Here is a 21,845-nt window from a genome sequence, read left to right as displayed (position 1 = left end):
AAGCGGTTTCGCTGTGGCCGTCCTTCGAGACGCCCGCTTCGGCGGGCTCCTCAGGATGAGGTCTTGTTTCGCGGCGCAACCGCAAATCCTCATGGTGAGGAGCCCGCTCTCAGGCGGGCGTCTCGAACCATGAAGGCCAAGCTCTGTGTGCGATTGCCCTGGAGATGTGACCATGCATGGTTTCACAACTACGACAGCAGCCAAGCTGGAACCCGTGGTCCGCACGCAAGCGGGGGCCGTGCGTGGCGGCCCGCGCGATGCAAGCGGCGTGATCGCGTTCAAAGGCATTCCCTACGCAGCACCGCCGGTCGGGCCTCTGCGTTGGTGCGCACCAAAGCCGCCGGCGCCCTGGGATGGCGTGCGCGATGCGCTTGTGTTCGGCGCGGGGTGTCTATCGGCGCTCGAAAATGACCAGCGGCCGGGGCCGCGCGACGAGGATTGCCTTTATCTCAACGTCTGGACCGCGGCGAAGCACGCCGACGAGACGCGGCCCGTGATGGTGTGGATTCACGGCGGCGGCTTTCAGTTCGGCTCCTCGGCGAATCCGGCAACCGATGGCGGCCGGCTAGCAGCGAAAGGTGTCGTCGTCGTCAGCTTCAATTATCGCCTCGGCATCCTCGGCTTCCTCGCCCATCCCGATCTCGATACGGAGGCGCCCTCGGGCAATTACGGCCTGCAGGATCAACTGGCGGCGCTGCGCTGGGTCAAGGCCAACATTGCCGGCTTTGGCGGCGACCCCGACAACGTCACCCTGTTCGGCGAATCCGCCGGCGCCATGGCCGTCGGCATCCTGATGGCCTCGCCGCTTGCACATGGACTGTTTCACAAGGCCATTGGGCAGAGCGGTGCGTTCTGGGACGGCAAGCACGGCCCACTCCAGGGCTTTGAAGAAGCCCGCGCGCGTGGTCTGGCTTATGCCCGGCAACAGCACAACGCGTCGATCGCAGCTTTGCGCAGCATGCCGGCCGATCGGTTGAATGCATCCGCGCCGTGGAGTTTCAGGACCAGCCCGGTCGTGACGGCCTTCTCGCCGAGCATCGATGGTCATGTTGTGCCTGATGTGCCCGCGCGGCGCTTCCTGCGCGGCGAACAGATGCACATCCCGCTACTGGCGGGCTGGAATGCGGCCGAGGAATTTCCTTTCCGTTCGCAGTCACTGCCCGATCAATCAGCGCAAGCCTTTGTCTCCGCGGCCGAGGCGATGTTCGGCAAGGAGCGCTTGGCCGATTTCCTGAAGGTCTACCCCGCGGCGACCGACGCGGAGGCCAGGACTTCCGCGGCGGCGCTTAACGGCGACTATGTAGTTGGCGAGCAATGCTGGCAGTGGCTGCGATTGCATTGGCGCGGGGGACGCGCGCCGGTCTACGGCTATCACTTCAGCTATACCTCGCGCTACACGCCGATCGCCTCGCACGTCACCGAAATTCCGTTCGTGTTCGGCACACTCACACCGCAACAGGTGATCGGCAGCTCGGCACCGGCGGCCGAAGAGGACCGCGCCCTGGCGCGGACCATGATGGCCTATTGGGTGAATTTCGCGGCGCATGGCGATCCCAACGGATCGGGCCTGCCACCCTGGCCGGCCTATGACGAGACGGACGTCGTGCAGATCCTGGGCACAACGATCGAAGCCCGTCCCAATCCGCAAGCCGCCCGCTTCCGCTTCCTCGCCAGTTTCAGGCAGGACGGCATTTTGCCGATGCGCCGGCGGGAGCTGCCGTAGGCGTACCTCACCCGCCCGCCATGAGCTCCTTCGCCAGCGCCATGTAGGCCGGCAGCGTCACGGGATCGTTGGCGGCGTTGCCCGCTGCGGGGTGCGAGGCGTAGCGCGCGATCACCATCTCGGCCTTGGGATCGATATAGATGCCCTGCCCGTGAACGCCGCGCGCCATATAGGCGCCGTGGGCATTGTGCGTGACCCACCATTGATTGCGATAGGAGGCACCGGGTAGCGTGGTGTAACCGGCGGGCTTGAATTTCTCGGGATCGCCGCCGCGCGCGATGTCTTCGACAACAGATGAAGGCACGATCTGCCGGCCGTTGAAGCGGCCGTGATTGCGCATGGTCTCGCCGAAGCGGGCGAGATCGCGCAAGGTGGTGGAGAGGCCCCCACCGCCGCTTTCGGTGCCGATGCGATCGACGTGGTAATGCGCGTCCTCCTCGGCGCCGATCGGCTGCCAGATGCGCTCGGAGAGCAGATCGGACAAGTTCATGCCGCTGACGCGCCGGATGATCCAGGCGAGCACGTCGGTGTTGACGGTCTTGTAGGCGAAGGCCTTGCCGTGCTCGCCCTGCTTCTTCTGCGCCATCAGAAATTCGAAGATGGTGGTCGGGCCGTCGTAATCCGGCGGAATCGGTGCCATGCCGTTCGCCCGCCGGAGGCCCCAGACGTGAGAGTTCTTGTCGGTATAGACCTCCGTGTATTCGAGCCCGGTGGTCATATCCATGACCTCGTGCACGCGCGCATCGCCGAAGGCGCTGGCCTTCAGCTCCGGCACATACTCCGTGACAGGCGCCTGCGGATCGATCTTGCCCTCGGCGACCAGAATGCCGGCGAGCACGCCCGTGAACGATTTCGTCACCGACATCGCGATATGCGGCTTGTGCGGCTTCAACGCGCCGAAATAGCGCTCATAGATCAGCCTGCCCCGATGCAGCACGGCGATGCCGTCGGTGTAGGTCTCCTCGAGCATCCTCGCGAACGTCATGGGCCGGCCGTCCATCGTGGTCGACGCGGAGGCGCCGATGTCATGGTCTTGGCGCGGCAGCACCGATGCAGGCTCCGCCCCGCGCCAGACGTTCACGGTCGGCACCAGCTGGCGAATGTTGCTCCATGCCCAGCGCAGCTCGGGGAAGCTGCGGAACGAGCCGTTCTGGAAGGAGATGGTGCGGTTTTCCGGTGGCGGGAAGCCCTTCATCCAGCCGAGTGTCTCGGAATCGGTTTCGGCGGCGGTTGCGGACGGCTGACTCGCGGCGGTGGCGGCGGACATGGGCATTGGGCTCCGGAAGCGAACGACGGGGTCTCGTATCATGGAGATGCGTGGCGAACATCCAATGTTTGCGCCGAGGTGACCGTCGCCGCGCGCTTGGCGGGTTCGTCGTCAGATCAGGCGCACCGACATGCCGCCATCCACCGTCATGGGACTGCCGGTCATGAACGATGCCCGGTCGCTCAGGAGAAAAACCGCCGCCTGCGCGATCTCCTTGGAACTGGCCATCCGCTTCATCGGGTGAAGCCCGGCGATGAAATTCAAGGCGTCGGGATTTCCCTCGCCTGCCGCCGGGGTGATGGTCCCTCCAGGCAGGAGCGCGTTGACGCGAATGCCTTCGGCCGCATGCTCGGCGCCCAGTGATTGAGCCAGGCCGATCAGTCCTGCCTTTGAGGCTGCGTACGCCGCCATGCCCGGCAGGCCCCCGTTGCTGAAGCCAACGAAGGACGAGGTAAAAACGATCGAACCGCCGCCCTGCTTGCGCAGCGCCGGGATCTGCGCCTTTGCGCTGAGGAACGCCGAGGTGAGATTCACCGCAAGCACATCGGTCCAGTTTTCGACGCTCATCTCGGGGACTGGCGTCATCTCGCCGACAATCCCGGCGTTGTTGAAGGCGCCGTCGAGCTTTCCGAAAGTCTTGACGGCGTGCTCGACAAGGCGGGCTGCATAGCCGGTGTCCCGAACATCGCCGGCGAGAAACGTCGCGCGCCCTCCGGCGCTCTTGATGCTTGCAACAACGGCCTGCAGCTCGGGGCCGCGACGCGCCCCGAGCACCACATCGGCGCCTTCGGACGCGAACAATGATGCTGCGGCAGCACCGATGCCGCTGCTGGCGCCGGTTATGATGATCGTCTTGTTTGCCAGTTCCACCGCGAGACTCTCCTGATGTCAAAAAGGAGCCGAACAAGACATCAGGCACCAGCGAGCTGCCACCCGTTTCCCGAGTTGAACGCGGGATCACATCGTGGCGGTATTGATCCGCGAATGGCGGCCTGCCGGTTTCCGTGATCGGAGTGACAGGCCGCCGTCAGCAGACGCTACTTCAGCGGCAAGAAAACGTCCGCGACTGTCTCGTGCTCCGGCACCTCCGGGAACAGGCTCAGCCGCTGGCAATAGATCGGGAAGTCGCGCGCTTCTTCGCCGCTGGCGGGAAGCCAGTCGCGATAAAGGAAGAGCGCGGCCGGCTCGAGATTGTCGGTGTAGCCGACGACGCGCAGCACCGCGCAACGTCCGCCGGGGATCTCGCCGGCCTTGATCTCTTCGCCGTTCGCCGCGATCGGCTGGTCGGTCCCGACGCAGAGGTCCGTGCTGTACTCGGCCGGCGAGGCAGGACGCCGCTCGGAGCGCCAGACCGTGAAGGTCGGACTTGTCCTGGGGTGCAGGTTCGCCGCCTTGCGCCACGCGATGAAGCGCTGGATCGTGGCGGGAAGCGTCGCCGGGTCGCCGCGATGCTCCATGATCGCCACCTTGGTGGGTTGCACATCGCGGATCGTCACGTCGTCAAAGGTAAAGGTCTTCTGCATGAGCTTGCTCCTCGCATTGTCGAGAGGCCCGAAGGCCGCAAGCCACGGCTCCCAGTCGGGAGACTTCCGGAACGACGACGGCGATTGCCCGAACCGTTGCCGAAAGGCGCGGGCGAAGGCATCCGGTGCATCGTAACCGGCATCCATCGCAATCTCCGTGACATCAAGGCCGTCCATGTAGGCCAGCTGATGCGAAGCGCGCTTCATGCGGGCCAGCTGGACATAGCGATGCACTGATAATCCGAAGGTTGCCGAGAACTGCCGGTGGAAATGAAATTTTGAGAAAGCCGCAACAGCACTCACCGTGTCCAGATCCAGATCATCGTCGAGATGCCGGTCGATATGATCAAGCACCCGTCGCATCCGGTCCTGATAGTTTTGCAGCGCCGCCTTCATCGTCCCTCCTCCGTGGCGGCTCCATCTAGTCGCTGACGGCCATGATACGCTCGACCGATCTTGCGGTTTGGCAGGCATCCCGTCGATCCTATTTTGAGCGTGATGGGCGCCCTCTCTCGTATATTCCAATATCTGCCGGCCGTTACTGGTCAGCAGGCTCCAGCGCCTTCTGCACCATCGCGGTGTCGACATATTGCGTCATGCTGGCGATCTTGCCGTCCTTCAGCAGATAGAGATGCGCGAAATTGGCGCGCATGGATTTACCCGTCGCCTTGTAGGTCCCGGAGTAGACGCCGAAGGCGGCGACGCGGTCGCCGTCTTCGAGATAGGTGTGAACATCGGCGCGGTAGCCGGTCCATTCAGTGGTGAGACGCCGGAACACACCTGAGATGATCGCGTCGGGTCCGACATAGGTGCCCGCGTACGGAAACCCTTCCGCTTCGGTCCATGCGGCATCGGGAGCGAGAGCGGCCAAGAGATTGCGGCCGTTCTCTTCCGACGACGATCCCTCGTAGGTGGCGCGGATCAGGTCGAGATTGCCAGCCATCTCACCCCCATTTCATCTCGCCGGTGGCGACCTTGGCGCCGATGTCGAGCGCAACGCCCATGCCGAGGCCGGGGAAGCGCGCCTCCATCGCCGCCTTGAGCGCCGCGGACTCCTTGACCTTGGCCAGCTCTTCGTCGAACGCCTTGAGGTAGGCGATGGTGTGCTCGATACCGGACATATCGGTTTTTGCATCCACCGACAGATGGCCGGGCACGACGACCGCCGGCTTGCGCGCCGCGATCTTTTCGAGATTGGCGATCCAGGCGGCGCGCTGCTCCCGGGTCGGCGTGTCGGCGGTCCAGACATGGACGCCGGAGAAAATCAGCACGCCGCCGAACACCGCGTTCAGCGAGGGCACGAACAGATAGCGCCGGTTGACCAGGCCGTCTGCGCTGACGATCTCGATGGTTTCGCCGTCCACGCTGAGCGTCTTGCCGTCGAACGCTTCGGGGATGACCACATCGGCGAGCACCTGCGGGCCGTTCGCCTTGAGCTGCGGCCCCCAGACGGCAAGCTTCTTTTCGACGCTGGCGTTAATGGCCGCCAATGTTGCGGGCGTCGCGAGCACGCGGGCCTCCGGGAACGCCGCCTTGATGGCGCCGAGGCTGAAATAATAATCCGGGTCCGACTGGCTGATATAGATGGTGGTGAGCTTCTTGCCGGTGGCCTTGATGGCGTCAGCGACAGCCTTGCCATCGGACAACGTGAAGCCGCCATCGATCAGCACGGCTTCGCTCGGCCCGGACACCAGAACGGGAGCCCGGAAGAAGCCGTTCTGTCCGGCTGGAAAATGCTTCCAGGTGAGTCCGCCCGCGGCATGGCCGAAGCCTGCGGGTGCGAAGACTGCTGCGGCGCCCGCGGTGAGAGTGGTTTTCATGATGGTTCTCCTTGTCAGCATGTTGGTCTCCTGGTGCTGGTCTGCGATTTCGAAATTCAAATGGGATGGTCTCGACTGTGTTGATCGCTGCGCTCACGCCGCCTTCAGTCCATCGATCAGGACGTCCAGGCTGCCGAACAGCGCGCTTGCCTGCACAAGGCGGCGATCATTGCCGGTGCCTACGATCAGGGCCGGGACGCCGTTGGCGCCGAGCCGGCGCATTTCGGCACGCGCTGCCTCGAGACGCGCGCGATACGCGGCGATCAATACGGTGTCGGGGCTCGCCAGGCGGGCGGCAACCTCCGGCAAATTCATCGCGCAGAGCACATCCGACAGAACGGACATGTCCGTGCTGTCGCGGCCCTCGACATAGCGGACGAGCTGGAAGGCCTTCAGCGCCGCGAACTCCCGATCAGGCGCCGTGAGCGCGACAGCCGTGAGCGCCAATGTCGCCGGGCCGGAATCGAACAGGCGCGTGCGGTCGCCCAGCACATCGCGGCGATAGGCTTCGCTGAAGGGCTGGCCGCTCAAGCGCGAAATCCGCTGGTCGTTGGTCCAGGCATAGGTGGCAAAGCCGTCGTCCATCGGACGCGCGCCCTCGCCGGCGAACAGGCCTGTCGGCGCAAGTTCGACAGCAAAATCCGGTCGGGCGACGAGTTGCTCGATCAGCGTGGAGGCCCCGTAGCACCAGCCGCAGAGCGGGTCGAACAGGTAGGTGATTTGAATGGGCGCGGACATGGCGATCTCCTTGAATCGCAATGTGGCACCTGCGGATTGGTAGATAAATATCAACAAAACAGACAGAATGTATGGTATTAGCTAACAGTAGATTTGACCGGACGAGCCATGAACCTGAACCGCCTGGCCTATTTCGCAGCCGTCGTGGACACCGGATCCTTCACGCGGGCCGCCGAGCGGCTCGGCATCACCAAGGCCGTGGTCAGCCAGCAAGTGGCGCAACTGGAGCGCGATCTCGGCACCAGCCTTCTCGTGCGCACGACGCGCCGGGTCCATCCGACCGACGCAGGCCGCATGTTTCATGCGCGCTGCGTCATGATCCTGCGCGAAGCCGAGGATGCCTTCGACGAACTCGCCCAGGCAGCCGCTGCGCCGACCGGCACATTGCGGATCACGGCGCCGAACGACTACGGCACCGCCGTCGTCGTCGCCGTCGTCACCGCCTACGCGGTACGCTATCCCAACTGCCGGGTGGAGTTGACGCTCGAAGATCAGACGGTCGACCTCGCCTCAGGCCAGATCGACATGGCAATCCGTGTCGGCTGGTTGGTCGATTCCAGCCTGCAGGCGCGCAAGATCGGATCGTTCCGGCAATGTCTGGTCGGCGCTCCCGCATTCGCGGATCGGATCGCCGCCGCGCGCGATCCCGACGACCTCGCGACGCTCCCGTTCGTCGCCAACATGGCGCTGCGCGAGCCGCTGCTGTGGCAGTTCTCGCGCGGCGATCTCGACCGACGCGCCGTGCGCCTGCAGGCGAGCATCGCCATCGACACGACGCCGGGCGTGCTCGCGGCCGTGCTCGCCGGCGGCGGTCTGTCGGTGCTGCCGGATTTCCTGGTGGCGGACGATCTCGCGGCGGGGCGCCTCATCCACATCCTGCCGCAATGGCAACTGCCATCCGGCGGCATCCACACGGTCTACCCTGCGGCTCGCTTCCGCCCGCCGAAAGTGACCGCGTTCGTGGAGATGCTGATCGCGGCTCAGCGACAGGGGAGTTCGGTCGGGGCGGATTAGGGCATGTACTCGCTAAGCGGCTAGCGGCGATAACCAGACCTCAGGTTACGAAAGCGCATCTGATGCGGCCTCCCTGCGGGTGAAGCAAGGTCCCACACCAGTTCGGTCTAAGCGGGAACTGCCTCGATGACCTGGAAGTGCGAGCCCGCGCGAGTTGTGCCGCGCATCTCAAATCCGGCCGTTCGGCATAGCTCGGAATATTCTTCGTAGCTCCGTTCCAGTGCACCGAGCATGACAAGCATATTCAGGTCACTGAATTTCGAGATTGGCCCCTCGTTCGGCGGCTCCACCACACGTTCGACAAGGAGCAATCTGGCATCAGCGGTCATCGCGCGGCGGCAGGTCTTCAGGATAGAAATCGCCTCCTTATCGTCCCAATCGTGGATGATCGCCCGCATCACGTAGGCGTCGGCCCCCTCCGGGATCGTTTCAAAGAAACTGCCTCCAACGATTTCGCATCTGTCGGCGACATCATGTTGGGTCAGAACTTCAGCCGCCTTGCCAACCACGTGCGGCTGATCGAACAGCGTTCCGCGCAGGCCCTTGTTTGCGCCGAGAATTCCCGCCAACAGTTGACCTTGGCCACCCCCGATATCCGCGACGTGACGAAAACGGCTGAAATCGTAGGCGGCGATGATGGCCTCGATGGCGCCACGAGAATTGGCCGTCATGGCTCGGTTGAAGATCGCGTTCTCATCTGGACGGGTGCTGCGATACTCCCATACGCTCTGACCGTTGAGATGCCGAAAGGCATTCTCCCCAGTGCGGACGCTGTGTTCAAGATTGCCCCAGGCCTGCCAGGCATAAGGTCGGCCGACATATGCGGCCCAGCCGTCGAGTGGCGTCGGCGAGTCAGAACGAAGACACTCGCCGATCGGAGTGAGCGAGAACGTCTTGTTCTCGGCCTCATGGAAAACACCGGCTGAAGCCAGCGCCCGCAAGAGCCGATAAAGTGTCCTGGGATGCGATCCGCTGAGCCGAGCAAGTTCGTTGCTGCTTAGTGGCTCGTGACTGAGGTGGTCGGCTATGCCAAGCCGGGCCGCTACGTGAATGGCCTGCGAAATCTGATACCCGTTAATCAGCCGCGTAAGGTCCGAGAAAGCATTCGCGGTCATGATTTCATCTCCTCGCGCGGCCACGCGCACAGTGAAGATCCATCGAGTGCGGGCATTCGTGCAAACGGATGATATCGCAGAAATTGCGGTACGCACGCTGTATCGCAACGAAGGCCTTCAAATTCGACGCGGCTTAGGGGCCACAAGCCGCAGATCACGCTCAAGGTGGGTGAATCCCGCTTTGCTTTGGCGAGCCGAGCCGGTGACCTGCCGCGCCTCAGTCGCGCGATACCACCAGCCCTGCCAGCAGCGGCGCATACGCGGCGAGCCGGCGGGATACGAACTCCGTGAAGAGCCGCACGCGCTTGGTCTTGCGTGTCTCGCCCTGTGTGAGGAGCCAGACCGTTCCGTACATGTGCAACTCGCTGCCCGGCACCCTCGCCAGCAGCGGGTCGGCATCGCCGACGAAGCACGGCAGCGTCGTGATGCCGAGCCCTTGCCGGACCGCAACGATCTGCGCCCCGGCGTCCGTGACCCTGAATGGAACGCCTGTGGTGCGAACCTCACCCGCGCTGGCCCAGTCCGGGATGCCGTGAATGCTGATGACGATCCAGCGGATGGGATCAGGCGCGCCGGCACGCCACGCGGCCAGTCGATCCCTGGACATGTAGACGGCGCCGAACAGCTCCGGTCCCTTCATGCCGTGAAGATTTTGCGGCAGCGTTTTGCGATCGTAGACGACGCGGATCGCGACGTCGGCCTCCCGGTTGGTCAGATTTGCCAGCTCGCCGAACGACAGGATATCCATCTCGATATCGGGATGCAGACGCGCGAAATCGGCGAAATCAGGCATGAGCAAATGTGTCGCCATCGGTGGCGCCAGCGTCACCCGCAGACGCCCGCGCACGCTCTGATCGCGCCCGAACACGCGCGTCTCCAGCTGGTGCGACGACGCTTCCATTTGGTCCGCGAATTCGAGGACCTCCTCGCCCGCAGCCGTCAGGCGGTAGCCCGAAGGCAGCTTTTCGAACATCTGGACCCCGAGGCGTTCCTCGAGCTGGGCGATGCGTCGCAGCACGGTCGCGTGGTTCACGCCGAGGTGCTCGGCGGCCGCCCGCACCGAGCCTCCCCGCGCGACGGCTAGAAAATAGCGAACATCGTCCCAGTCGATCATGGTGCAATCCCGCACCGCGCGGTGCGCCTTCCAAGTCCAATCGAGCGCCTCGTACCGCAGTATGGGCGGTCATCATAGCCCCGTTCCGGCAGGCGCAGCCCCTTCCCAACGGCCCGACGTCGATCGTCGCCGCTGGCGTCAGTCGTCCGGCCGGATCGATTTCGCACCACCGATGTGCGCGTTTCCGCACTCAACGCCTGCCGCCGCCGGACCTATCTCGCGGGTCTCGGGGGCAGATGCTGTCCCGACACCACGACAGGAGAAATCATGGGAAAGCTTGACGGCAAGGTTGCGGTCATCACGGGTGGATCGAGCGGCATGGCGCTGGCGAGCGCCAGGCGGTTCGTTGAAGAAGGCGCTTATGTTTTCGTCACGGGCCGGAGGCAGGAGGCGCTCGACGACGCCGTCAAGTTGATTGGCCGGAACGTGACGGGCGTGCGCGGCGACGCGGCCAATCTCGACGACCTCGACCGCCTGTTCGAAACGGTCAAGCGGGACAAGGGCAGGATCGACGTCCTGTACGCGAGCGCCGGCATGGGCGAAGCCGTCCCACTGGGCGAGATCACCGAGCAGCATTTCGATGCAACCTTCGGCCTGAATACGCGCGGCACGCTGTTTACTGTGCAGAAGGCGTTGCCGCTGTTTCGCGATGGCGGATCGATCTTCATGACGGGGTCCGTTGCGTCGGTGAAAGGTTTTCCTGGTTACGGCGTGTATGCGGCGAGCAAGGCGGCGCTGCGCTCATTTGCACGCACGTGGCTCAACGAACTGAAGGGCAGGAATATCCGGGTGAACGTGCTGAGCCCGGGGCCGATCGCCACACCGATGCAGGATCAGGTTCTCACCGAGGAAGCGAAGCGGATGTTCGAATCCCTGATCCCCAGGGGAACGATGGGTCGTTCTGAGGAAATCGCGGCGGTCGCGCTGTTTCTTGCTTCAGACGATTCGAGCTTCGTGAATGGGGTGGAGTTGTCGGTCGACGGCGGCTTCTCGGCCATCTGAACGGCCCGGAAATCAATATCAACACGGATTGGAGAAATATTATGAGCTACGCAATCATAGGATTCGGCAAGATCGGCCAGGCCCTCGCCCATGCCTTCGCCCGTAAAAGCATCGCCGTAACGGTCGCGAGCCGCCGGCCGCCCGAGGCGTTGGCGCCGCAGGCCCGGGCGATTGGACCCACGGTCGTCGCCAAGTCGCTGCGGGAAGCACTGGAGGCCGACACGATCATCCTGGCGGTCCCGTTCGGGGAGCATCGCGAGGTTGCGAAGGCCCTGCCGAGCTGGAAAGGCAAGACGATCATCGACGCGACGAACGGGTTTGGAGAAGAGCTGGATGGTCTTCTGTCCTCCGCTGTCGTCGCGAAGGCGTTCACCGGCGCCAACCTCGTGAAAGGTTTCAATCACCTGGGTGCGGCCACTCTGGCCACCGATCCGGTCGTCGAGGGCGGCCACCGCGTCGTCTTTCTCTCGAGCGACGACGACGACGCGATTGCTCCCGTGGCGGCGCTGGCCAAACAACTCGGGTTCGCACCCGTCAAGCTGGGAAAGCTCAACGAGGGTGGCGCGCTGGTGCACGCACGCGGCCGGGTTTGGGGCCCGCTCATCTTCCAGGATTTGTTCAGGAAGGAGCAGTAATCGGCGTATCGGCGCCGTTCCAGGAGCGGAGCGACGCCCGGCGAAGCGGGCGGATTACGCCTTGCGGCTAATCCGCCCTGCGCACTGGCCGTGACGACCGCAGGCGTGCCCTCTACCGCCGCGTCGACAACCGCGGAGAACCTGGCCTTGGCATCGCGAATTCAATTTCGCGTATGGGCAAGCCTGGATTTTTATAGCTTCACACCGACGCTCGTCAGAAAGCTTCCCATACGGTTGTCAACCTCGGCCTTCGTCTCCGCCCACGCCGGGAACGACCGAAGAAGATTGTCGTGCCAGGCGATCAAGTTCGGATAGTCCTTGAACGGAAACTTTGCACGATCGACCTGGGAGAAAGGCGCCGCAATATCGATATCAGCAAAGGTCAACGCATCGCCAACCATGAACTTGCGGCCTTCAAGATGCTGGTCGAGGACCTTCGCTGCGGCGCGGATCTTACGCTCCGCGAACGCGATGAGGGACTCGTCCTTCGGCAAGCCCATGATCGTCTTGGCGACGCGCTCGTCGAAGAGAGTGGTCGTGAAGGTGCGCCACTGTTCGCCGGACCAGAACATCCACTGAAGCACCTGGAATTGCTCCTCCGGCGTGGTTCCGACCAGCGGCGAGTTCACCTTGCTGGCGAGATACAGATTGATCGCTGACGCTTCCCAGACAATGGTGTCCCCATCCTCCAGAACCGGAGTGAGACCGTTGGGATTGAGACGTGATTTGAACGCGTCGGTTTGGCTCTCGCCTTTGAAAAGGTCGACGCTCACGCGATCGAGTTCAATGCCCATGATCTTCGCAGCCGTGGTCACGCGACGCAAGCTGCCCGAGCCCGCATCACCATAGATCTTGATTGCCATCACTCTTCCTTTCAGCACGGCCCCCTGAGCTGGCGGCCGAACGCCGAGTCGCATATTCATTTTGCAAATGAAATTGACGCCTATAGAATGCCATCTATTCCGGAGAGGAATGGACTGAGGATTGTATGCGCGGCGGGGCGTGTCCGGAAAAAATTGATGGATAAGCTGGACGCGATACGGATGTTCGTGCGCGTCGTCGAAAGCGGAAGCTTTTCGCAGGCGGCGCGTGACCTCAACGTCAGCCAGCCGACCGTCAGCAAGCAGCTCGCTGCGCTCGAAGCGCGGCTCGGGACGCAACTCCTCGCGAGAAATTCCCGTGCCCTTGCCGTGACGCCGGCAGGACAGGACTATTACGAGGCCACCGTCCGTATCCTTCAGGATATCGACTCGCTCGAAGAGAGAGTCCTTGAGGGGCAGTCCGCCCCTTCAGGGCTGGTCCGCGTGACCCTCTCGCCAGCCTTCGGGAGGATGTTCGTTATTCCCCGGCTATCGGATTTCAGGAACCGTTTCCCCGACGTCGCGATTGAGATGGAAGTCTCCGGGCGACACGTTGACCTCATCGAGGAAGGGATAGACGTCGCGATCCGTATCGGTCGGCTTTCGGATTCAGCACTCGTCGCCCGGCGCATCGGCGACATGCGGATGATAACCGTGGCCTCTGCCAGCTATCTTGCCCAACACGGCGCGCCGCAAACGCTAGGCGAACTGCGCAACCACCAGCGCATCAGCTATGTCTACCAGGGCGATATCATTGGGTGGGGTTTCCACGTAGACGGCGGGCAGGTCACGGTCGATGGTGGGGGAGCGTTCCGCACGAATGACGCCGAGCATGTTCGCGGCGCGGTTCTCGCGGGCCTCGGCATTGCCCATCACGCGAGTTGGTTGTTCACGGATGTGCTGGCGTCGGGCGAGGTCGTACGCATTCTGGACCAGCATGCGCCGCCGCCCTTCCCGATCAACGCAGTTACCGCTGCCGGACGGCGCATGCCCTCCCGCGTGCGGCAATTCATCGATTTCCTCGCTGCGATTTGCGCCGAGGAGCCGGAATTAAGGGTCGGCGAAGGCTAAAGCGGCAGGGAGTGGACGGCGTGACCGGACAGTGCACTAAACTTGAGACTGGTTTGGTGCGCCGTCACCGTCACTCCGGATCACTTTTTAGTCGTGCCGTCAGATGGCAGCTCCGCCGACCCGCCGATTTTCTTCAAGACCACGTAGACGTCGACGCCGCTCATCGAGCATTCCTCGCTTGATGCCTGGTTTTTCGTGATGACCTCGATCGTCTTGCCATCCTTGGTGTGAAAGGTGATGTCGTAAACCTGCTGGTAGAGGTCTTTGCCGATCTTTTCGGATGCGAGACGAACGGCCTTGGTCTGCGCCTCGATTACCGATGGGATGTCAATCAGGCCGGCGTTCTTGAGGTGCACGAGGGCCATGTTGGTGGGCCAACTCGCGCAGCCCGGAGACTTCGCCAGAGCCACCGCAGCCGGCATCACAAATATTGCGGCCATCACCACTTTCAACGCGGCGCGCATCAGCAAGCGGTCTCTGAAAACTACTCCCACTCAATCGTCCCAGGCGGCTTGCTCGTCACGTCGTACACCACCCGGTTCACGCCCTTCACCTCGTTGATGATGCGCGTGGCAGTCTCGCCGAGAAACTTCATGTCGAACTGGTAGAAGTCCGCGGTCATGCCGTCGGTTGAAGTGACGGCGCGCAGGCCGACGACGAAGTCGTAGGTGCGGCCGTCGCCCATGACGCCGACGGTCTTCACCGGGAGCAGCACGGCGAAGGCCTGCCAGATGTCGTCGTAGAGGCCGTGCTTGCGGATCTGGTCGATGTAGACGGCGTCGGCCTTGCGCAGGATGTCGAGCTTGTCCTTCGTAATGTCGCCGGGGCAGCGGATGGCGAGGCCGGGGCCCGGGAACGGGTGGCGGCCGACGAAGATTTCGGGGAGGCCGAGCTCGCGGCCCAACTTGCGCACCTCGTCCTTGAACAGCTCGCGCAGGGGCTCGACCAGCTTCATGTTCATGCGCTCAGGAAGACCGCCGACATTGTGGTGCGACTTGATCGTCACCGAGGGGCCGCCGGTGAAGGAGACACTCTCGATCACGTCGGGATAGAGCGTGCCTTGGGCGAGGAAGTCGGCGCCGCCGATCTTCTTGGCCTCCGCCTCGAACACCTCGATGAAGAGGCGACCGATGGTCTTGCGCTTGGTCTCGGGATCGGTGACGCCTTCGAGCTCACCGAGAAATTGCTTCGAGGCATCCACGTGCACGAGCGGGATGTTGTAGTGGTGGCGGAACAGGTCGACCACGGTCTTGGCTTCATCGAGACGCAGCATGCCGTGATCGACGAACACGCAGGTGAGCTGCTCGCCGATTGCTTCGTGGATCAGCACGGCCGCAACCGCAGAATCCACTCCGCCTGACAGGCCGCAGAGCACCCTGCCCTTGCCGACCTGGGCGCGGATCTTCGCGATCTCCTCCTCGCGGAAGGCGCGCATGGTCCAGTCGCCGGACAGGCCTGCGATCTTGCGGACGAAGTTGCGGATCAGTTTGGCGCCGTCGGGCGTGTGCACCACTTCGGGGTGGAACATCAGGCCGTAATATTTGCGCGTCTCGTCCTGGATGATCGCGAACGGCGCGTTCGGCGACGTGCCGGCCACCGAGAAGCCCGGCGGCATTTTTGTAATGCGGTCGCCATGGCTCATCCAGACCTGGTTCTTGCCGCCTGGCGACCAGACGTCCTCGAACAGCTTGCTCGGCGCCTTCACCTCGACATCGGCGCGGCCGAATTCGCGGTGATGGCCGCCCTCGACGGTGCCGCCGAGCTGCTCCGCCATGGCCATCTGGCCGTAGCAGATGCCCATCACCGGCACGCCGGAATCGAAGATCGCTTGCGGCGCGCGGGGCGAGCCCGCTTCATGCACCGACTCAGGCCCGCCGGAGAGAATCACCGCCTTCGGCTTCATCTCGTTGAAGGCTTGTTCGGCCTTGTTGAACGGGACGATCTCGCAATAGACGCCGTCCTCGCGCACGCGACGCGCAATGAGCTGCGTCACCTGGCTACCGAAGTCGACGATGAGAATCTTGTCATGCGCCGAGGCCACGGAGGGCGTCGACGCGGAGCGGTCGGTCTGTGCTGCTGTCATGGCAAGCAAATACGCGACGGGGACTTTTCCCGCAACCGCGCGGGCCGCGGGCCCACATTCTTCTTTGGGCATGGACAAATCAATATAGGTAAGCACTATTGACCTAATATGGCCCGTCACTCACCAAGGGCCGAACAGGGAGAACGTCATGTCACAGCACCATCAGCCATCAACGCTTGCCGCGCTCGGCCGGACCTGGGTCGAAGCCTGGAACGCGCGCGATCTCGAACGCGTGCTTACGCTCTATGCAGAGGACACCGTGATGACCTCGGACCGCATTCCCGCGATGGGGTTCGATGAAAGCGGCACCGTGCGCGGCAAGGATGCATTGCGCGCCTATTGGGGCAAGGCGCTCGCCCTGTTGCCGAACCTGCATTTCTCGCTGATCGAATTGTTCGTCAGCCCGGACAGTGTCGTGGTGTTCTACGAGAACGAGCGCGGCAAGCGGATCTGCGAATATCTGCGGGTGAATGCGGCCGGAAAGATCGTGCAGGGATCAGCGAATCATCCGGTGCACTAGCCTGTCCCCGGTCATTGCGGCGTAGCGAAGCAATCCAGAATCTGTCCGCGGAGAGATGTCTGGGTTGCTTCGTCGCAAGGGCTCCTCGCAATGACGGAGACTGTGGCGAGCACATACGCTAACAACACCGGCGCCGGCTCTGACACAGGATTCCAGATGAAGCTCCCCACCTTCCCCTTCACCGTCACCGACTGGAGCAAGGTCGAGCCGACCATCCATCCCGGCGAGACCGGGCAGGCGCAGTGGCGCACGCTCAACATCGGCGATCTCCGGGTGCGGATGGTCGAATATACGCCGGGCTATCTCGCCGATCATTGGTGCGACCGCGGCCACGTGCTGTACGTGCTGCAGGGCGAGCTCGACAGCGAGCTGCGCGACGGCCGCAAGTTCAAGCTCACGGCGGGGATGAGCTACCAGGTCTCGGATTTCGGCGACGCAGCGCACCGGTCCTCGACCGCGACGGGGGCGACGCTGTTTATCGTCGATTGAGCGCCCCGGAAGGGTTAATTTGCACCGCAAAATAGCAAAATTCGGGGACATCCCGAGCGGCGGGTGGTGCCTTGAAGTGGCCCCAAAATCTCGCTATATTGTGATCATCGATACTTGGCCGAACGACTGGGCCGCTTCGCTTCGTTGCTGACGGGCGCGCACGCTTCAGATGATTTCTCCAACATCGACTGATCAGGATTATGGGCGCAATAGTGCGTACCGGTCCGCGTGTTAACTTCTTAAGCAAAGGAAATTCCCATGGCTATGGGCACCGTGAAGTGGTTCAACAATCAAAAGGGTTTTGGTTTCATTCAGCCGGATGACGGCGACAAGGACGTGTTCGTGCACATCAGCGCCGTCGAGCGCGCTGGCCTCTCGACCCTCAACGAAGGTCAGAAGGTCTCGTTCGACATCGTCGCCGATCGTCGCAGCGGCAAGTCCTCGGCTGACAATCTCCGCGTCGGCTAAAGCCCGCGCACCGTTCTGACCACGGACGTACCGGCAGAACGCAGACTTAGAAAACCCCGCGACCGGGTTCCGGTTCGCGGGGTTTTTGTTTTGGGGGCCGCCGCACCGGCGGTGACGGGGGTGGGTTATGCCTTCTTCAGCACCGAGACGAAGAACCCGTCCGTGCCCGTCCGCCGCGGCGTCATCAGCCAGCCTTCCGGCGATTGCAGCGCGGCTTGCGCAAACTCCTCCGCCTTGTCCCAGAGCACGCTCGCGGTCTGCTCGGGCGGCACCACCGCGAACCCGGGATGGCGGGCGGTGAACGCCCTCACCTGCTCGCCGTTCTCCTCGGAAAGCACCGAGCAGGTGATGTAGGCGATGCGGCCACCGGCCTTGAGCAGCGGCACCGCGCGCTCGAGCACCTCGGTCTGGTCCCGCAGGCGAATCTCCAGCGCGCCCGGGCGCATGCGCCATTTGGCATCGGGGTTGCGGCGCCAGGTTCCGGTTCCGGTGCAGGGCGCATCGATCACGACGAGGTCGGCGGTGGCGCTGATCTCGGCCAGCGGATCGACCTCGCCCTTGGGAGTGCGCACATCGGCATTGTGGACGCCGGCGCGCGACAGGCGTTCGTGGATAGGCGCAAGCTGCCGCTTGTCGCTGTCGGTCGCGATGAGCCGGCCCTTGCCCTGCATCATCGCGGCGAGCGCCAGCGTCTTGCCGCCGGCCCCCGCACAGAGATCGATCACCTGCTCGCCGGGTTTTGCCGCGGTCAAGGCAGCCGCAAGCTGCGATCCCTCATCCTGCACTTCAATGGCGCCCTTGATGAAATCCTCTTCGGCCTGGATGCCGGGGTTGCGCGCATCGGCGGAAAGCTCGATGCGCAGGCCCGTTGCGGACCACTGCGTCGGTTTCGCATGAAGATGAGCAAGCGCCCCCAGCGCCTTGTCGCGATTGGATTTTAGCGTGTTGACGCGCAGGTCGAGCGGCGCCCGGCTCGCCATCGCGGCCGCCTCCGCGACGCGCTCGTCGCCGAACGCTTTTGCCAAATACGGATCCAGCCATTCCGGATAGTCGCCGGCGATCGCGGCCGGGGCACCTTCAAGGGACCGCGAGGCGAGCGCGGCCTGCTCGGCCTCGGTCAACGGCGCGGGGGCAAAGCGGCTGCCGTCGAACAGCGCGGCCATCGTGGCCGTATCCATGTTGCGCTCGAGGCGAAGCATGCCGATCAGCCGCGCACGCGCGGTATCCGAATCCATCAGGTACGCGCTCGAGGCATAGCGGCGCAGCACGTCCCAGACGAGGCCGGCAATGGCGGCGCGGTCGCCGGAGCCAGCGAAGCGGTGTGCGGTGCCCCACTCCTTCAGCGCCTTGGCCGCGGGCACGCGGTCCTTCTCGATGGTGTCGATCAGTTCGATGGCTGCGGACAGCCGGGCAGCGGGAGTCATTTGAATCTTTCAGATCAAATCCGACGGCTAACCGTCAGATCAACAAGAGCATCTTCAGTGCGAAGTAGATCCACATCGCGAGCAGCACGAGCACGCCGGCGAGCCAGATCGTGGAGCGGCGGCCGAGATTGTTGGAGGAGACGAAGATTCCGGCATGGACGAAGCGCGTCACGACGAACACCCAGGACATCAGCACGATGAAGAGATCGGCATGGCGCAACGGGAGCGCCAGCGCGATCAGGACATAGAAAAGCACCGGAAGTTCGAACTGGTTGCGGTAGCAATTGGCGAATTGTGTGGCCCCCTTCGGCCAGTTGGGCTCGCCCAGCGCAATGTCACGACTCTTGGTCTCGCCGGAGACGAGCGCGCGCCGGCGTCCCATCGCCATGGCGATCAGGAGCGCGAAGGTGAGACCGACCTGCACGAAGACCGGCAGCAAAACCATTTGAACGGACATCGGAATTCCCGGGGTTGTCCCATCCGGCGGAAGCCACAGCTAGCGTCCATTAGCGGTCACCGCTGGTCCTGACAATCAACGAGTTGAACCGGCGTTCCCGATGAGGCGACCAACTGTCGACAGTTAAAGCGATTTCGCCCCTTGGGGCGCGCAAGGCGAGAGACCGCCATGAACACCCTCTTCAGCCAGATCGGCAGCCTGACCGGCGCTTTGACCGAGTCCGCCGATGGCCAGTTCGGCATCCTGATGTCGGCGCTGGCAGGCATCGCGACGGCGCTTGCGGTGGCGCTGGCGATGACGGTCTACTTCCGAATGAGCTATCGGACCTGGCGCGATGTCCTCAGGCACGGCCTCGCTGCGCTCGCCGCCCTCGCTCTGTTCGCCTTTGCCGCCTACGACATGCGCCATGCCGCGCTGGCCTATCTCGGCCTCAATCCGTCAAAACCCGCGGTCGAGTTCGAGATCCGCATGCCCAGGGAGACCTTGGCGGCGGCGTCCGACACACAGATCGAGCTGCATACCGACCGAAACCAGACGCTGGCACTGGTCGAGGGCGTGCGGGAGCTCGGTGATGGCCGCTCCGTCCTGCGTGGCGCGGTGGCGCTCAACCACCGCACCGCGGACCGCGTGCTGGTCGTGAACCTGCCCGGCAAGGGCACCTTCGAATTCCGCCTCCGCCTGCCGGCCGAGCCGCATCGCTCCGAGCAGTCGGGCGCCCAATTCGGCCCTCAGTTCGGCCCTTGGCACCTCGCCGACCGCATCGCCTCGCCGTTGGCGAGCCCGGTCGCGCCGCAGGACGCCTACATGATCCGCTATCGCGTGCTTTAACCTTGTTCGATCGGCCCAAGATGGGCGGCGAGTATTAGCGCTGCCCGTCGCTGCTCAAGCGACGCTCTTGAGATCCTGCTGGATCGCGGCAAGCAAGGACTGCAGCGCGTCGCTGTTCACTGGCTTAGCCCCGGTGTTGGCAGGCGCAGCATTGGCAGGCCGCGTGGCTTTGACCGGACGCTTGGGGAACGGCGGCATAGGCGTGGGTATCGCGGATTGCGCCAACGCGCCGGCGTCCTCGGTGTGAACGAACTTGCCATGGATGACGTCGTCGCGACGGCCCATGACAAACATCGTCGCCCAATAACCGGCGGCCACAAGGATTACGCAGAAAACAACAAGCTCTAACATCATCGCACCTGAAATATGCGCAATGATTCAATGCCTTCGCGGGCTCGTCAATGAACCGACGGTCACACCTGCGGCTTTTACGGGCGGGTGTGGCCGATTGGTCACTCTTTGTTAACCATACCCGACCCCCGAAGGGGCCGAGAGCGGCGGCGGATCAAGCCTTGTCCGGCCCAACCCGCACCAGCTGCTTGCCGAAATTGGCGCCCTTCAGAAGCCCCATGAAGGCTTCGGGCGCGCTCTCCAGGCCCTCGGTGACGAACTCCTTGTACTTGACCTTCCCCTCGCGGACCCAGCCGGACATGTCGCGCAGGAAGTCGCCATGGCGGGAGGCGAAGTCGGAGACGATGAAGCCGCGGAAGGTCAAGCGCTTGGTCAGCGTCGCGCGCATCATGCTGGCGGCCCATTTCGGCGGCTTCGCTTCAGTGTCGTTGTAATGGGCGATGAGGCCGCAGACCGGCACGCGCGCAAACGCATTGAGCAGCGGGAACACCGCCTCGAACACGGCGCCGCCGACATTCTCGAAATAGACGTCGATGCCCTTCGGGCAGGCGTCCTTCAGCTTCGCAGCCAGATCGGGATCGCGGTGATCGATGCAGGCATCGAAGCCGAGTTCCTTCACGACGTAATCGCATTTGTCCTTGCCGCCGGCGATTCCAACCGCGCGTGCGCCCTTGATCTTCGCGATCTGTCCCACGGCCGAACCGACCGCACCGGAGGCACCGGCGACGACGACGGTCTCGCCTGCTTGCGGCTTGCCGATATCGAGCAGGCCCGTATAGGCCGTCATGCCGGGCATGCCGAGCACGCCGACGGCCGTCGAGATCGGCGCGAGCTTCGGGTCGATCTTGTTCAGCCCCTTGCCGTCGGAGATCGCATGCGTCTGCCAGCCCGCGCGCGAGAGCACGATGTCGCCCTTGGCGAAGTTCGGATTGTTGGAGGCTGCGACCTCGCAGACCGTACCGGCTTCCATCACACCACCGACGGGCACCGGCGTCGCGTAGGACGGACCGTCGCTCATGCGCCCGCGCATATAGGGATCGAGCGAGAGCCAGATGGTGCGCAGCAGGACTTCACCTGCGGCAGGCGTCGGCACAGCGAATTCCTCGATGCGGAAATCGGACGGCTTTGGCTCGCCGACGGGACGCGCGGCGAGAACGATGCGTTTGCCTTGGGACATGATGGCTTCCTCCAATTTTCCGTCATTGCGAGCGAAGCGAAGCAATCCAGTCTCGTCAACACAAAAGGGCTGGATTGCTTCGTCGCACCAGCGCAAAATTGCTTCGCAATTTTGGCGCGGGCTCCTCGCAATGACGAGCTTTTGGCACGCGCACGCGACACACTCG

24 protein-coding genes are annotated in these 21,845 nt (G+C 63.5%); 9 read left to right on the top strand and 15 right to left on the bottom strand.

The genetic code is table 11. The features are described 5' to 3' along the window. Positions 1-172: 172 nt before the first annotated feature. A complete protein-coding gene (locus IVB47_RS11140) occupies positions 173-1,723 on the top strand; it encodes a carboxylesterase family protein (protein ID WP_247461584.1) in 1,551 nt (516 codons plus the stop codon). A 7-nt stretch (positions 1,724-1,730) separates the two neighbouring features. Here IVB47_RS11140 and IVB47_RS11135 read toward each other — a convergent pair whose 3' ends face one another. From IVB47_RS11135 to IVB47_RS11110, 6 genes are all read right to left on the bottom strand, one after another. Further along, entirely contained in the window at positions 1,731-2,990 is a 1,260-nt protein-coding gene (locus tag IVB47_RS11135; protein WP_247360533.1) for a serine hydrolase, read from the bottom strand. A 111-nt stretch (positions 2,991-3,101) separates the two neighbouring features. Continuing rightward, positions 3,102-3,860: an SDR family oxidoreductase gene (locus IVB47_RS11130; protein WP_247461581.1), complete on the bottom strand. Its 759-nt coding sequence runs from the start codon at positions 3,858-3,860 to the stop codon at positions 3,102-3,104. 167 nt (positions 3,861-4,027) lie between these two features. Then, positions 4,028-4,909, bottom strand: coding sequence for an AraC family transcriptional regulator (locus IVB47_RS11125; protein ID WP_247461579.1), 882 nt, complete (start codon positions 4,907-4,909; stop codon positions 4,028-4,030). A 142-nt stretch (positions 4,910-5,051) separates the two neighbouring features. Next, a complete protein-coding gene (locus IVB47_RS11120) occupies positions 5,052-5,456 on the bottom strand; it encodes a nuclear transport factor 2 family protein (RefSeq protein WP_247461577.1) in 405 nt (134 codons plus the stop codon). A gap of 1 nt (position 5,457) precedes the next feature. Next, positions 5,458-6,354 carry an MBL fold metallo-hydrolase gene (locus tag IVB47_RS11115; protein ID WP_247461575.1) on the bottom strand — a complete coding sequence of 299 codons (897 nt, stop codon included), beginning with the start codon at positions 6,352-6,354 and terminating at the stop codon, positions 5,458-5,460. A gap of 72 nt (positions 6,355-6,426) precedes the next feature. Continuing rightward, on the bottom strand, positions 6,427-7,071 hold the full coding sequence (locus tag IVB47_RS11110; protein WP_247461573.1) for a DsbA family protein: 645 nt from the start codon (positions 7,069-7,071) through the stop codon (positions 6,427-6,429). Between the two features lie 108 nt (positions 7,072-7,179). Here IVB47_RS11110 and IVB47_RS11105 point away from each other — a divergent pair, with 108 nt between their 5' ends. Then, positions 7,180-8,085: a LysR family transcriptional regulator gene (locus tag IVB47_RS11105; protein ID WP_247461571.1), complete on the top strand. Its 906-nt coding sequence runs from the start codon at positions 7,180-7,182 to the stop codon at positions 8,083-8,085. Between the two features lie 107 nt (positions 8,086-8,192). Here IVB47_RS11105 and IVB47_RS11100 read toward each other — a convergent pair whose 3' ends face one another. Further along, a complete protein-coding gene (locus IVB47_RS11100; protein ID WP_247461568.1) occupies positions 8,193-9,200 on the bottom strand; it encodes an acetylserotonin O-methyltransferase in 1,008 nt (335 codons plus the stop codon). Positions 9,201-9,417: 217 nt separating this feature from the next. Further along, the gene (locus IVB47_RS11095) at positions 9,418-10,314 is read right to left on the bottom strand and encodes a LysR family transcriptional regulator (RefSeq protein WP_247461566.1); all 897 of its coding nucleotides are present in this window, start codon (positions 10,312-10,314) and stop codon (positions 9,418-9,420) included. A gap of 267 nt (positions 10,315-10,581) precedes the next feature. Between IVB47_RS11095 and IVB47_RS11090 the strand changes: the two genes are divergently transcribed. Both IVB47_RS11090 and IVB47_RS11085 read left to right on the top strand, forming a co-directional pair. After that, a complete protein-coding gene (locus IVB47_RS11090; protein WP_247461564.1) occupies positions 10,582-11,316 on the top strand; it encodes an SDR family oxidoreductase in 735 nt (244 codons plus the stop codon). A gap of 41 nt (positions 11,317-11,357) precedes the next feature. Continuing rightward, a complete protein-coding gene (locus tag IVB47_RS11085) occupies positions 11,358-11,951 on the top strand; it encodes an NAD(P)-binding domain-containing protein (RefSeq protein ID WP_247461562.1) in 594 nt (197 codons plus the stop codon). Positions 11,952-12,142: 191 nt separating this feature from the next. Here IVB47_RS11085 and IVB47_RS11080 read toward each other — a convergent pair whose 3' ends face one another. Then, positions 12,143-12,814 (bottom strand): glutathione S-transferase family protein, encoded by a 672-nt coding sequence (locus tag IVB47_RS11080; protein ID WP_247286503.1) that lies wholly within the window; start codon positions 12,812-12,814, stop codon positions 12,143-12,145. Positions 12,815-12,970: 156 nt separating this feature from the next. Between IVB47_RS11080 and IVB47_RS11075 the strand changes: the two genes are divergently transcribed. After that, complete coding sequence (locus tag IVB47_RS11075; RefSeq protein ID WP_247461560.1) at positions 12,971-13,882, top strand: LysR family transcriptional regulator; 912 nt, start codon at positions 12,971-12,973, stop codon at positions 13,880-13,882. Between the two features lie 80 nt (positions 13,883-13,962). Here IVB47_RS11075 and IVB47_RS11070 read toward each other — a convergent pair whose 3' ends face one another. Together IVB47_RS11070 and guaA are read right to left on the bottom strand one after the other, a co-directional pair. Next, positions 13,963-14,346: a hypothetical protein gene (locus IVB47_RS11070; RefSeq protein ID WP_247463126.1), complete on the bottom strand. Its 384-nt coding sequence runs from the start codon at positions 14,344-14,346 to the stop codon at positions 13,963-13,965. Between the two features lie 20 nt (positions 14,347-14,366). Next, the gene (guaA, locus tag IVB47_RS11065) at positions 14,367-15,965 is read right to left on the bottom strand and encodes a glutamine-hydrolyzing GMP synthase (protein WP_247463124.1); all 1,599 of its coding nucleotides are present in this window, start codon (positions 15,963-15,965) and stop codon (positions 14,367-14,369) included. Between the two features lie 148 nt (positions 15,966-16,113). Between guaA and IVB47_RS11060 the strand changes: the two genes are divergently transcribed. From IVB47_RS11060 to IVB47_RS11050, 3 genes are all read left to right on the top strand, one after another. Next, a complete protein-coding gene (locus IVB47_RS11060) occupies positions 16,114-16,485 on the top strand; it encodes a nuclear transport factor 2 family protein (protein ID WP_247461558.1) in 372 nt (123 codons plus the stop codon). 156 nt (positions 16,486-16,641) lie between these two features. After that, positions 16,642-16,974, top strand: coding sequence for a DHCW motif cupin fold protein (locus tag IVB47_RS11055; protein ID WP_247461556.1), 333 nt, complete (start codon positions 16,642-16,644; stop codon positions 16,972-16,974). A gap of 258 nt (positions 16,975-17,232) precedes the next feature. Beyond that, positions 17,233-17,442 carry a cold-shock protein gene (locus tag IVB47_RS11050; protein ID WP_007592195.1) on the top strand — a complete coding sequence of 70 codons (210 nt, stop codon included), beginning with the start codon at positions 17,233-17,235 and terminating at the stop codon, positions 17,440-17,442. A gap of 125 nt (positions 17,443-17,567) precedes the next feature. Here IVB47_RS11050 and IVB47_RS11045 read toward each other — a convergent pair whose 3' ends face one another. Continuing rightward, complete coding sequence (locus IVB47_RS11045; protein ID WP_247461554.1) at positions 17,568-18,866, bottom strand: RsmB/NOP family class I SAM-dependent RNA methyltransferase; 1,299 nt, start codon at positions 18,864-18,866, stop codon at positions 17,568-17,570. Positions 18,867-18,900: 34 nt separating this feature from the next. Then, positions 18,901-19,323, bottom strand: a complete 423-nt coding sequence (locus IVB47_RS11040; RefSeq protein WP_027569585.1) for an MAPEG family protein — start codon at positions 19,321-19,323, stop codon at positions 18,901-18,903. 168 nt (positions 19,324-19,491) lie between these two features. Here IVB47_RS11040 and IVB47_RS11035 point away from each other — a divergent pair, with 168 nt between their 5' ends. Next, positions 19,492-20,151, top strand: a complete 660-nt coding sequence (locus IVB47_RS11035) for an acriflavin resistance protein (protein ID WP_247461552.1) — start codon at positions 19,492-19,494, stop codon at positions 20,149-20,151. A 54-nt stretch (positions 20,152-20,205) separates the two neighbouring features. On the opposite strand, the gene IVB47_RS11030 is transcribed toward IVB47_RS11035, so the two are convergent. Next, entirely contained in the window at positions 20,206-20,502 is a 297-nt protein-coding gene (locus tag IVB47_RS11030) for a hypothetical protein (protein WP_247360691.1), read from the bottom strand. A 154-nt stretch (positions 20,503-20,656) separates the two neighbouring features. Continuing rightward, positions 20,657-21,679: an NADP-dependent oxidoreductase gene (locus IVB47_RS11025; protein ID WP_247461550.1), complete on the bottom strand. Its 1,023-nt coding sequence runs from the start codon at positions 21,677-21,679 to the stop codon at positions 20,657-20,659. Positions 21,680-21,845: the final 166 nt, after the last annotated feature.

This window comes from Bradyrhizobium sp. 62, assembly GCF_023073035.1.
GTDB lineage: Bacteria > Pseudomonadota > Alphaproteobacteria > Rhizobiales > Xanthobacteraceae > Bradyrhizobium.
Note: the sequence above shows the minus strand (reverse complement) of the source record. Positions and strands in the feature narration are given on the sequence as shown.

What these genes read in the sequence shown, in the direction of transcription:
- IVB47_RS11140 (WP_247461584.1), top strand. Translation starts at nt 173, where the DNA reads ATGCATGGTTTCACAACTACGACAGCAGCCAAGCTGGAACCCGTGGTC.
- IVB47_RS11135 (WP_247360533.1), bottom strand. Translation starts at nt 2,990, where the DNA reads ATGTCCGCCGCCACCGCCGCGAGTCAGCCGTCCGCAACCGCCGCCGAA.
- IVB47_RS11125 (WP_247461579.1), bottom strand. Translation starts at nt 4,909, where the DNA reads ATGAAGGCGGCGCTGCAAAACTATCAGGACCGGATGCGACGGGTGCTT.
- IVB47_RS11120 (WP_247461577.1), bottom strand. Translation starts at nt 5,456, where the DNA reads ATGGCTGGCAATCTCGACCTGATCCGCGCCACCTACGAGGGATCGTCG.
- IVB47_RS11115 (WP_247461575.1), bottom strand. Translation starts at nt 6,354, where the DNA reads ATGCTGACAAGGAGAACCATCATGAAAACCACTCTCACCGCGGGCGCC.
- IVB47_RS11110 (WP_247461573.1), bottom strand. Translation starts at nt 7,071, where the DNA reads ATGTCCGCGCCCATTCAAATCACCTACCTGTTCGACCCGCTCTGCGGC.
- IVB47_RS11105 (WP_247461571.1), top strand. Translation starts at nt 7,180, where the DNA reads ATGAACCTGAACCGCCTGGCCTATTTCGCAGCCGTCGTGGACACCGGA.
- IVB47_RS11100 (WP_247461568.1), bottom strand. Translation starts at nt 9,200, where the DNA reads ATGACCGCGAATGCTTTCTCGGACCTTACGCGGCTGATTAACGGGTAT.
- IVB47_RS11095 (WP_247461566.1), bottom strand. Translation starts at nt 10,314, where the DNA reads ATGATCGACTGGGACGATGTTCGCTATTTTCTAGCCGTCGCGCGGGGA.
- IVB47_RS11090 (WP_247461564.1), top strand. Translation starts at nt 10,582, where the DNA reads ATGGGAAAGCTTGACGGCAAGGTTGCGGTCATCACGGGTGGATCGAGC.
- IVB47_RS11085 (WP_247461562.1), top strand. Translation starts at nt 11,358, where the DNA reads ATGAGCTACGCAATCATAGGATTCGGCAAGATCGGCCAGGCCCTCGCC.
- IVB47_RS11080 (WP_247286503.1), bottom strand. Translation starts at nt 12,814, where the DNA reads ATGGCAATCAAGATCTATGGTGATGCGGGCTCGGGCAGCTTGCGTCGC.
- IVB47_RS11075 (WP_247461560.1), top strand. Translation starts at nt 12,971, where the DNA reads ATGGATAAGCTGGACGCGATACGGATGTTCGTGCGCGTCGTCGAAAGC.
- IVB47_RS11070 (WP_247463126.1), bottom strand. Translation starts at nt 14,346, where the DNA reads ATGCGCGCCGCGTTGAAAGTGGTGATGGCCGCAATATTTGTGATGCCG.
- guaA (WP_247463124.1), bottom strand. Translation starts at nt 15,965, where the DNA reads ATGACAGCAGCACAGACCGACCGCTCCGCGTCGACGCCCTCCGTGGCC.
- IVB47_RS11060 (WP_247461558.1), top strand. Translation starts at nt 16,114, where the DNA reads ATGTCACAGCACCATCAGCCATCAACGCTTGCCGCGCTCGGCCGGACC.
- IVB47_RS11055 (WP_247461556.1), top strand. Translation starts at nt 16,642, where the DNA reads ATGAAGCTCCCCACCTTCCCCTTCACCGTCACCGACTGGAGCAAGGTC.
- IVB47_RS11050 (WP_007592195.1), top strand. Translation starts at nt 17,233, where the DNA reads ATGGCTATGGGCACCGTGAAGTGGTTCAACAATCAAAAGGGTTTTGGT.
- IVB47_RS11045 (WP_247461554.1), bottom strand. Translation starts at nt 18,866, where the DNA reads ATGACTCCCGCTGCCCGGCTGTCCGCAGCCATCGAACTGATCGACACC.
- IVB47_RS11040 (WP_027569585.1), bottom strand. Translation starts at nt 19,323, where the DNA reads ATGTCCGTTCAAATGGTTTTGCTGCCGGTCTTCGTGCAGGTCGGTCTC.
- IVB47_RS11035 (WP_247461552.1), top strand. Translation starts at nt 19,492, where the DNA reads ATGAACACCCTCTTCAGCCAGATCGGCAGCCTGACCGGCGCTTTGACC.
- IVB47_RS11030 (WP_247360691.1), bottom strand. Translation starts at nt 20,502, where the DNA reads ATGTTAGAGCTTGTTGTTTTCTGCGTAATCCTTGTGGCCGCCGGTTAT.
- IVB47_RS11025 (WP_247461550.1), bottom strand. Translation starts at nt 21,679, where the DNA reads ATGTCCCAAGGCAAACGCATCGTTCTCGCCGCGCGTCCCGTCGGCGAG.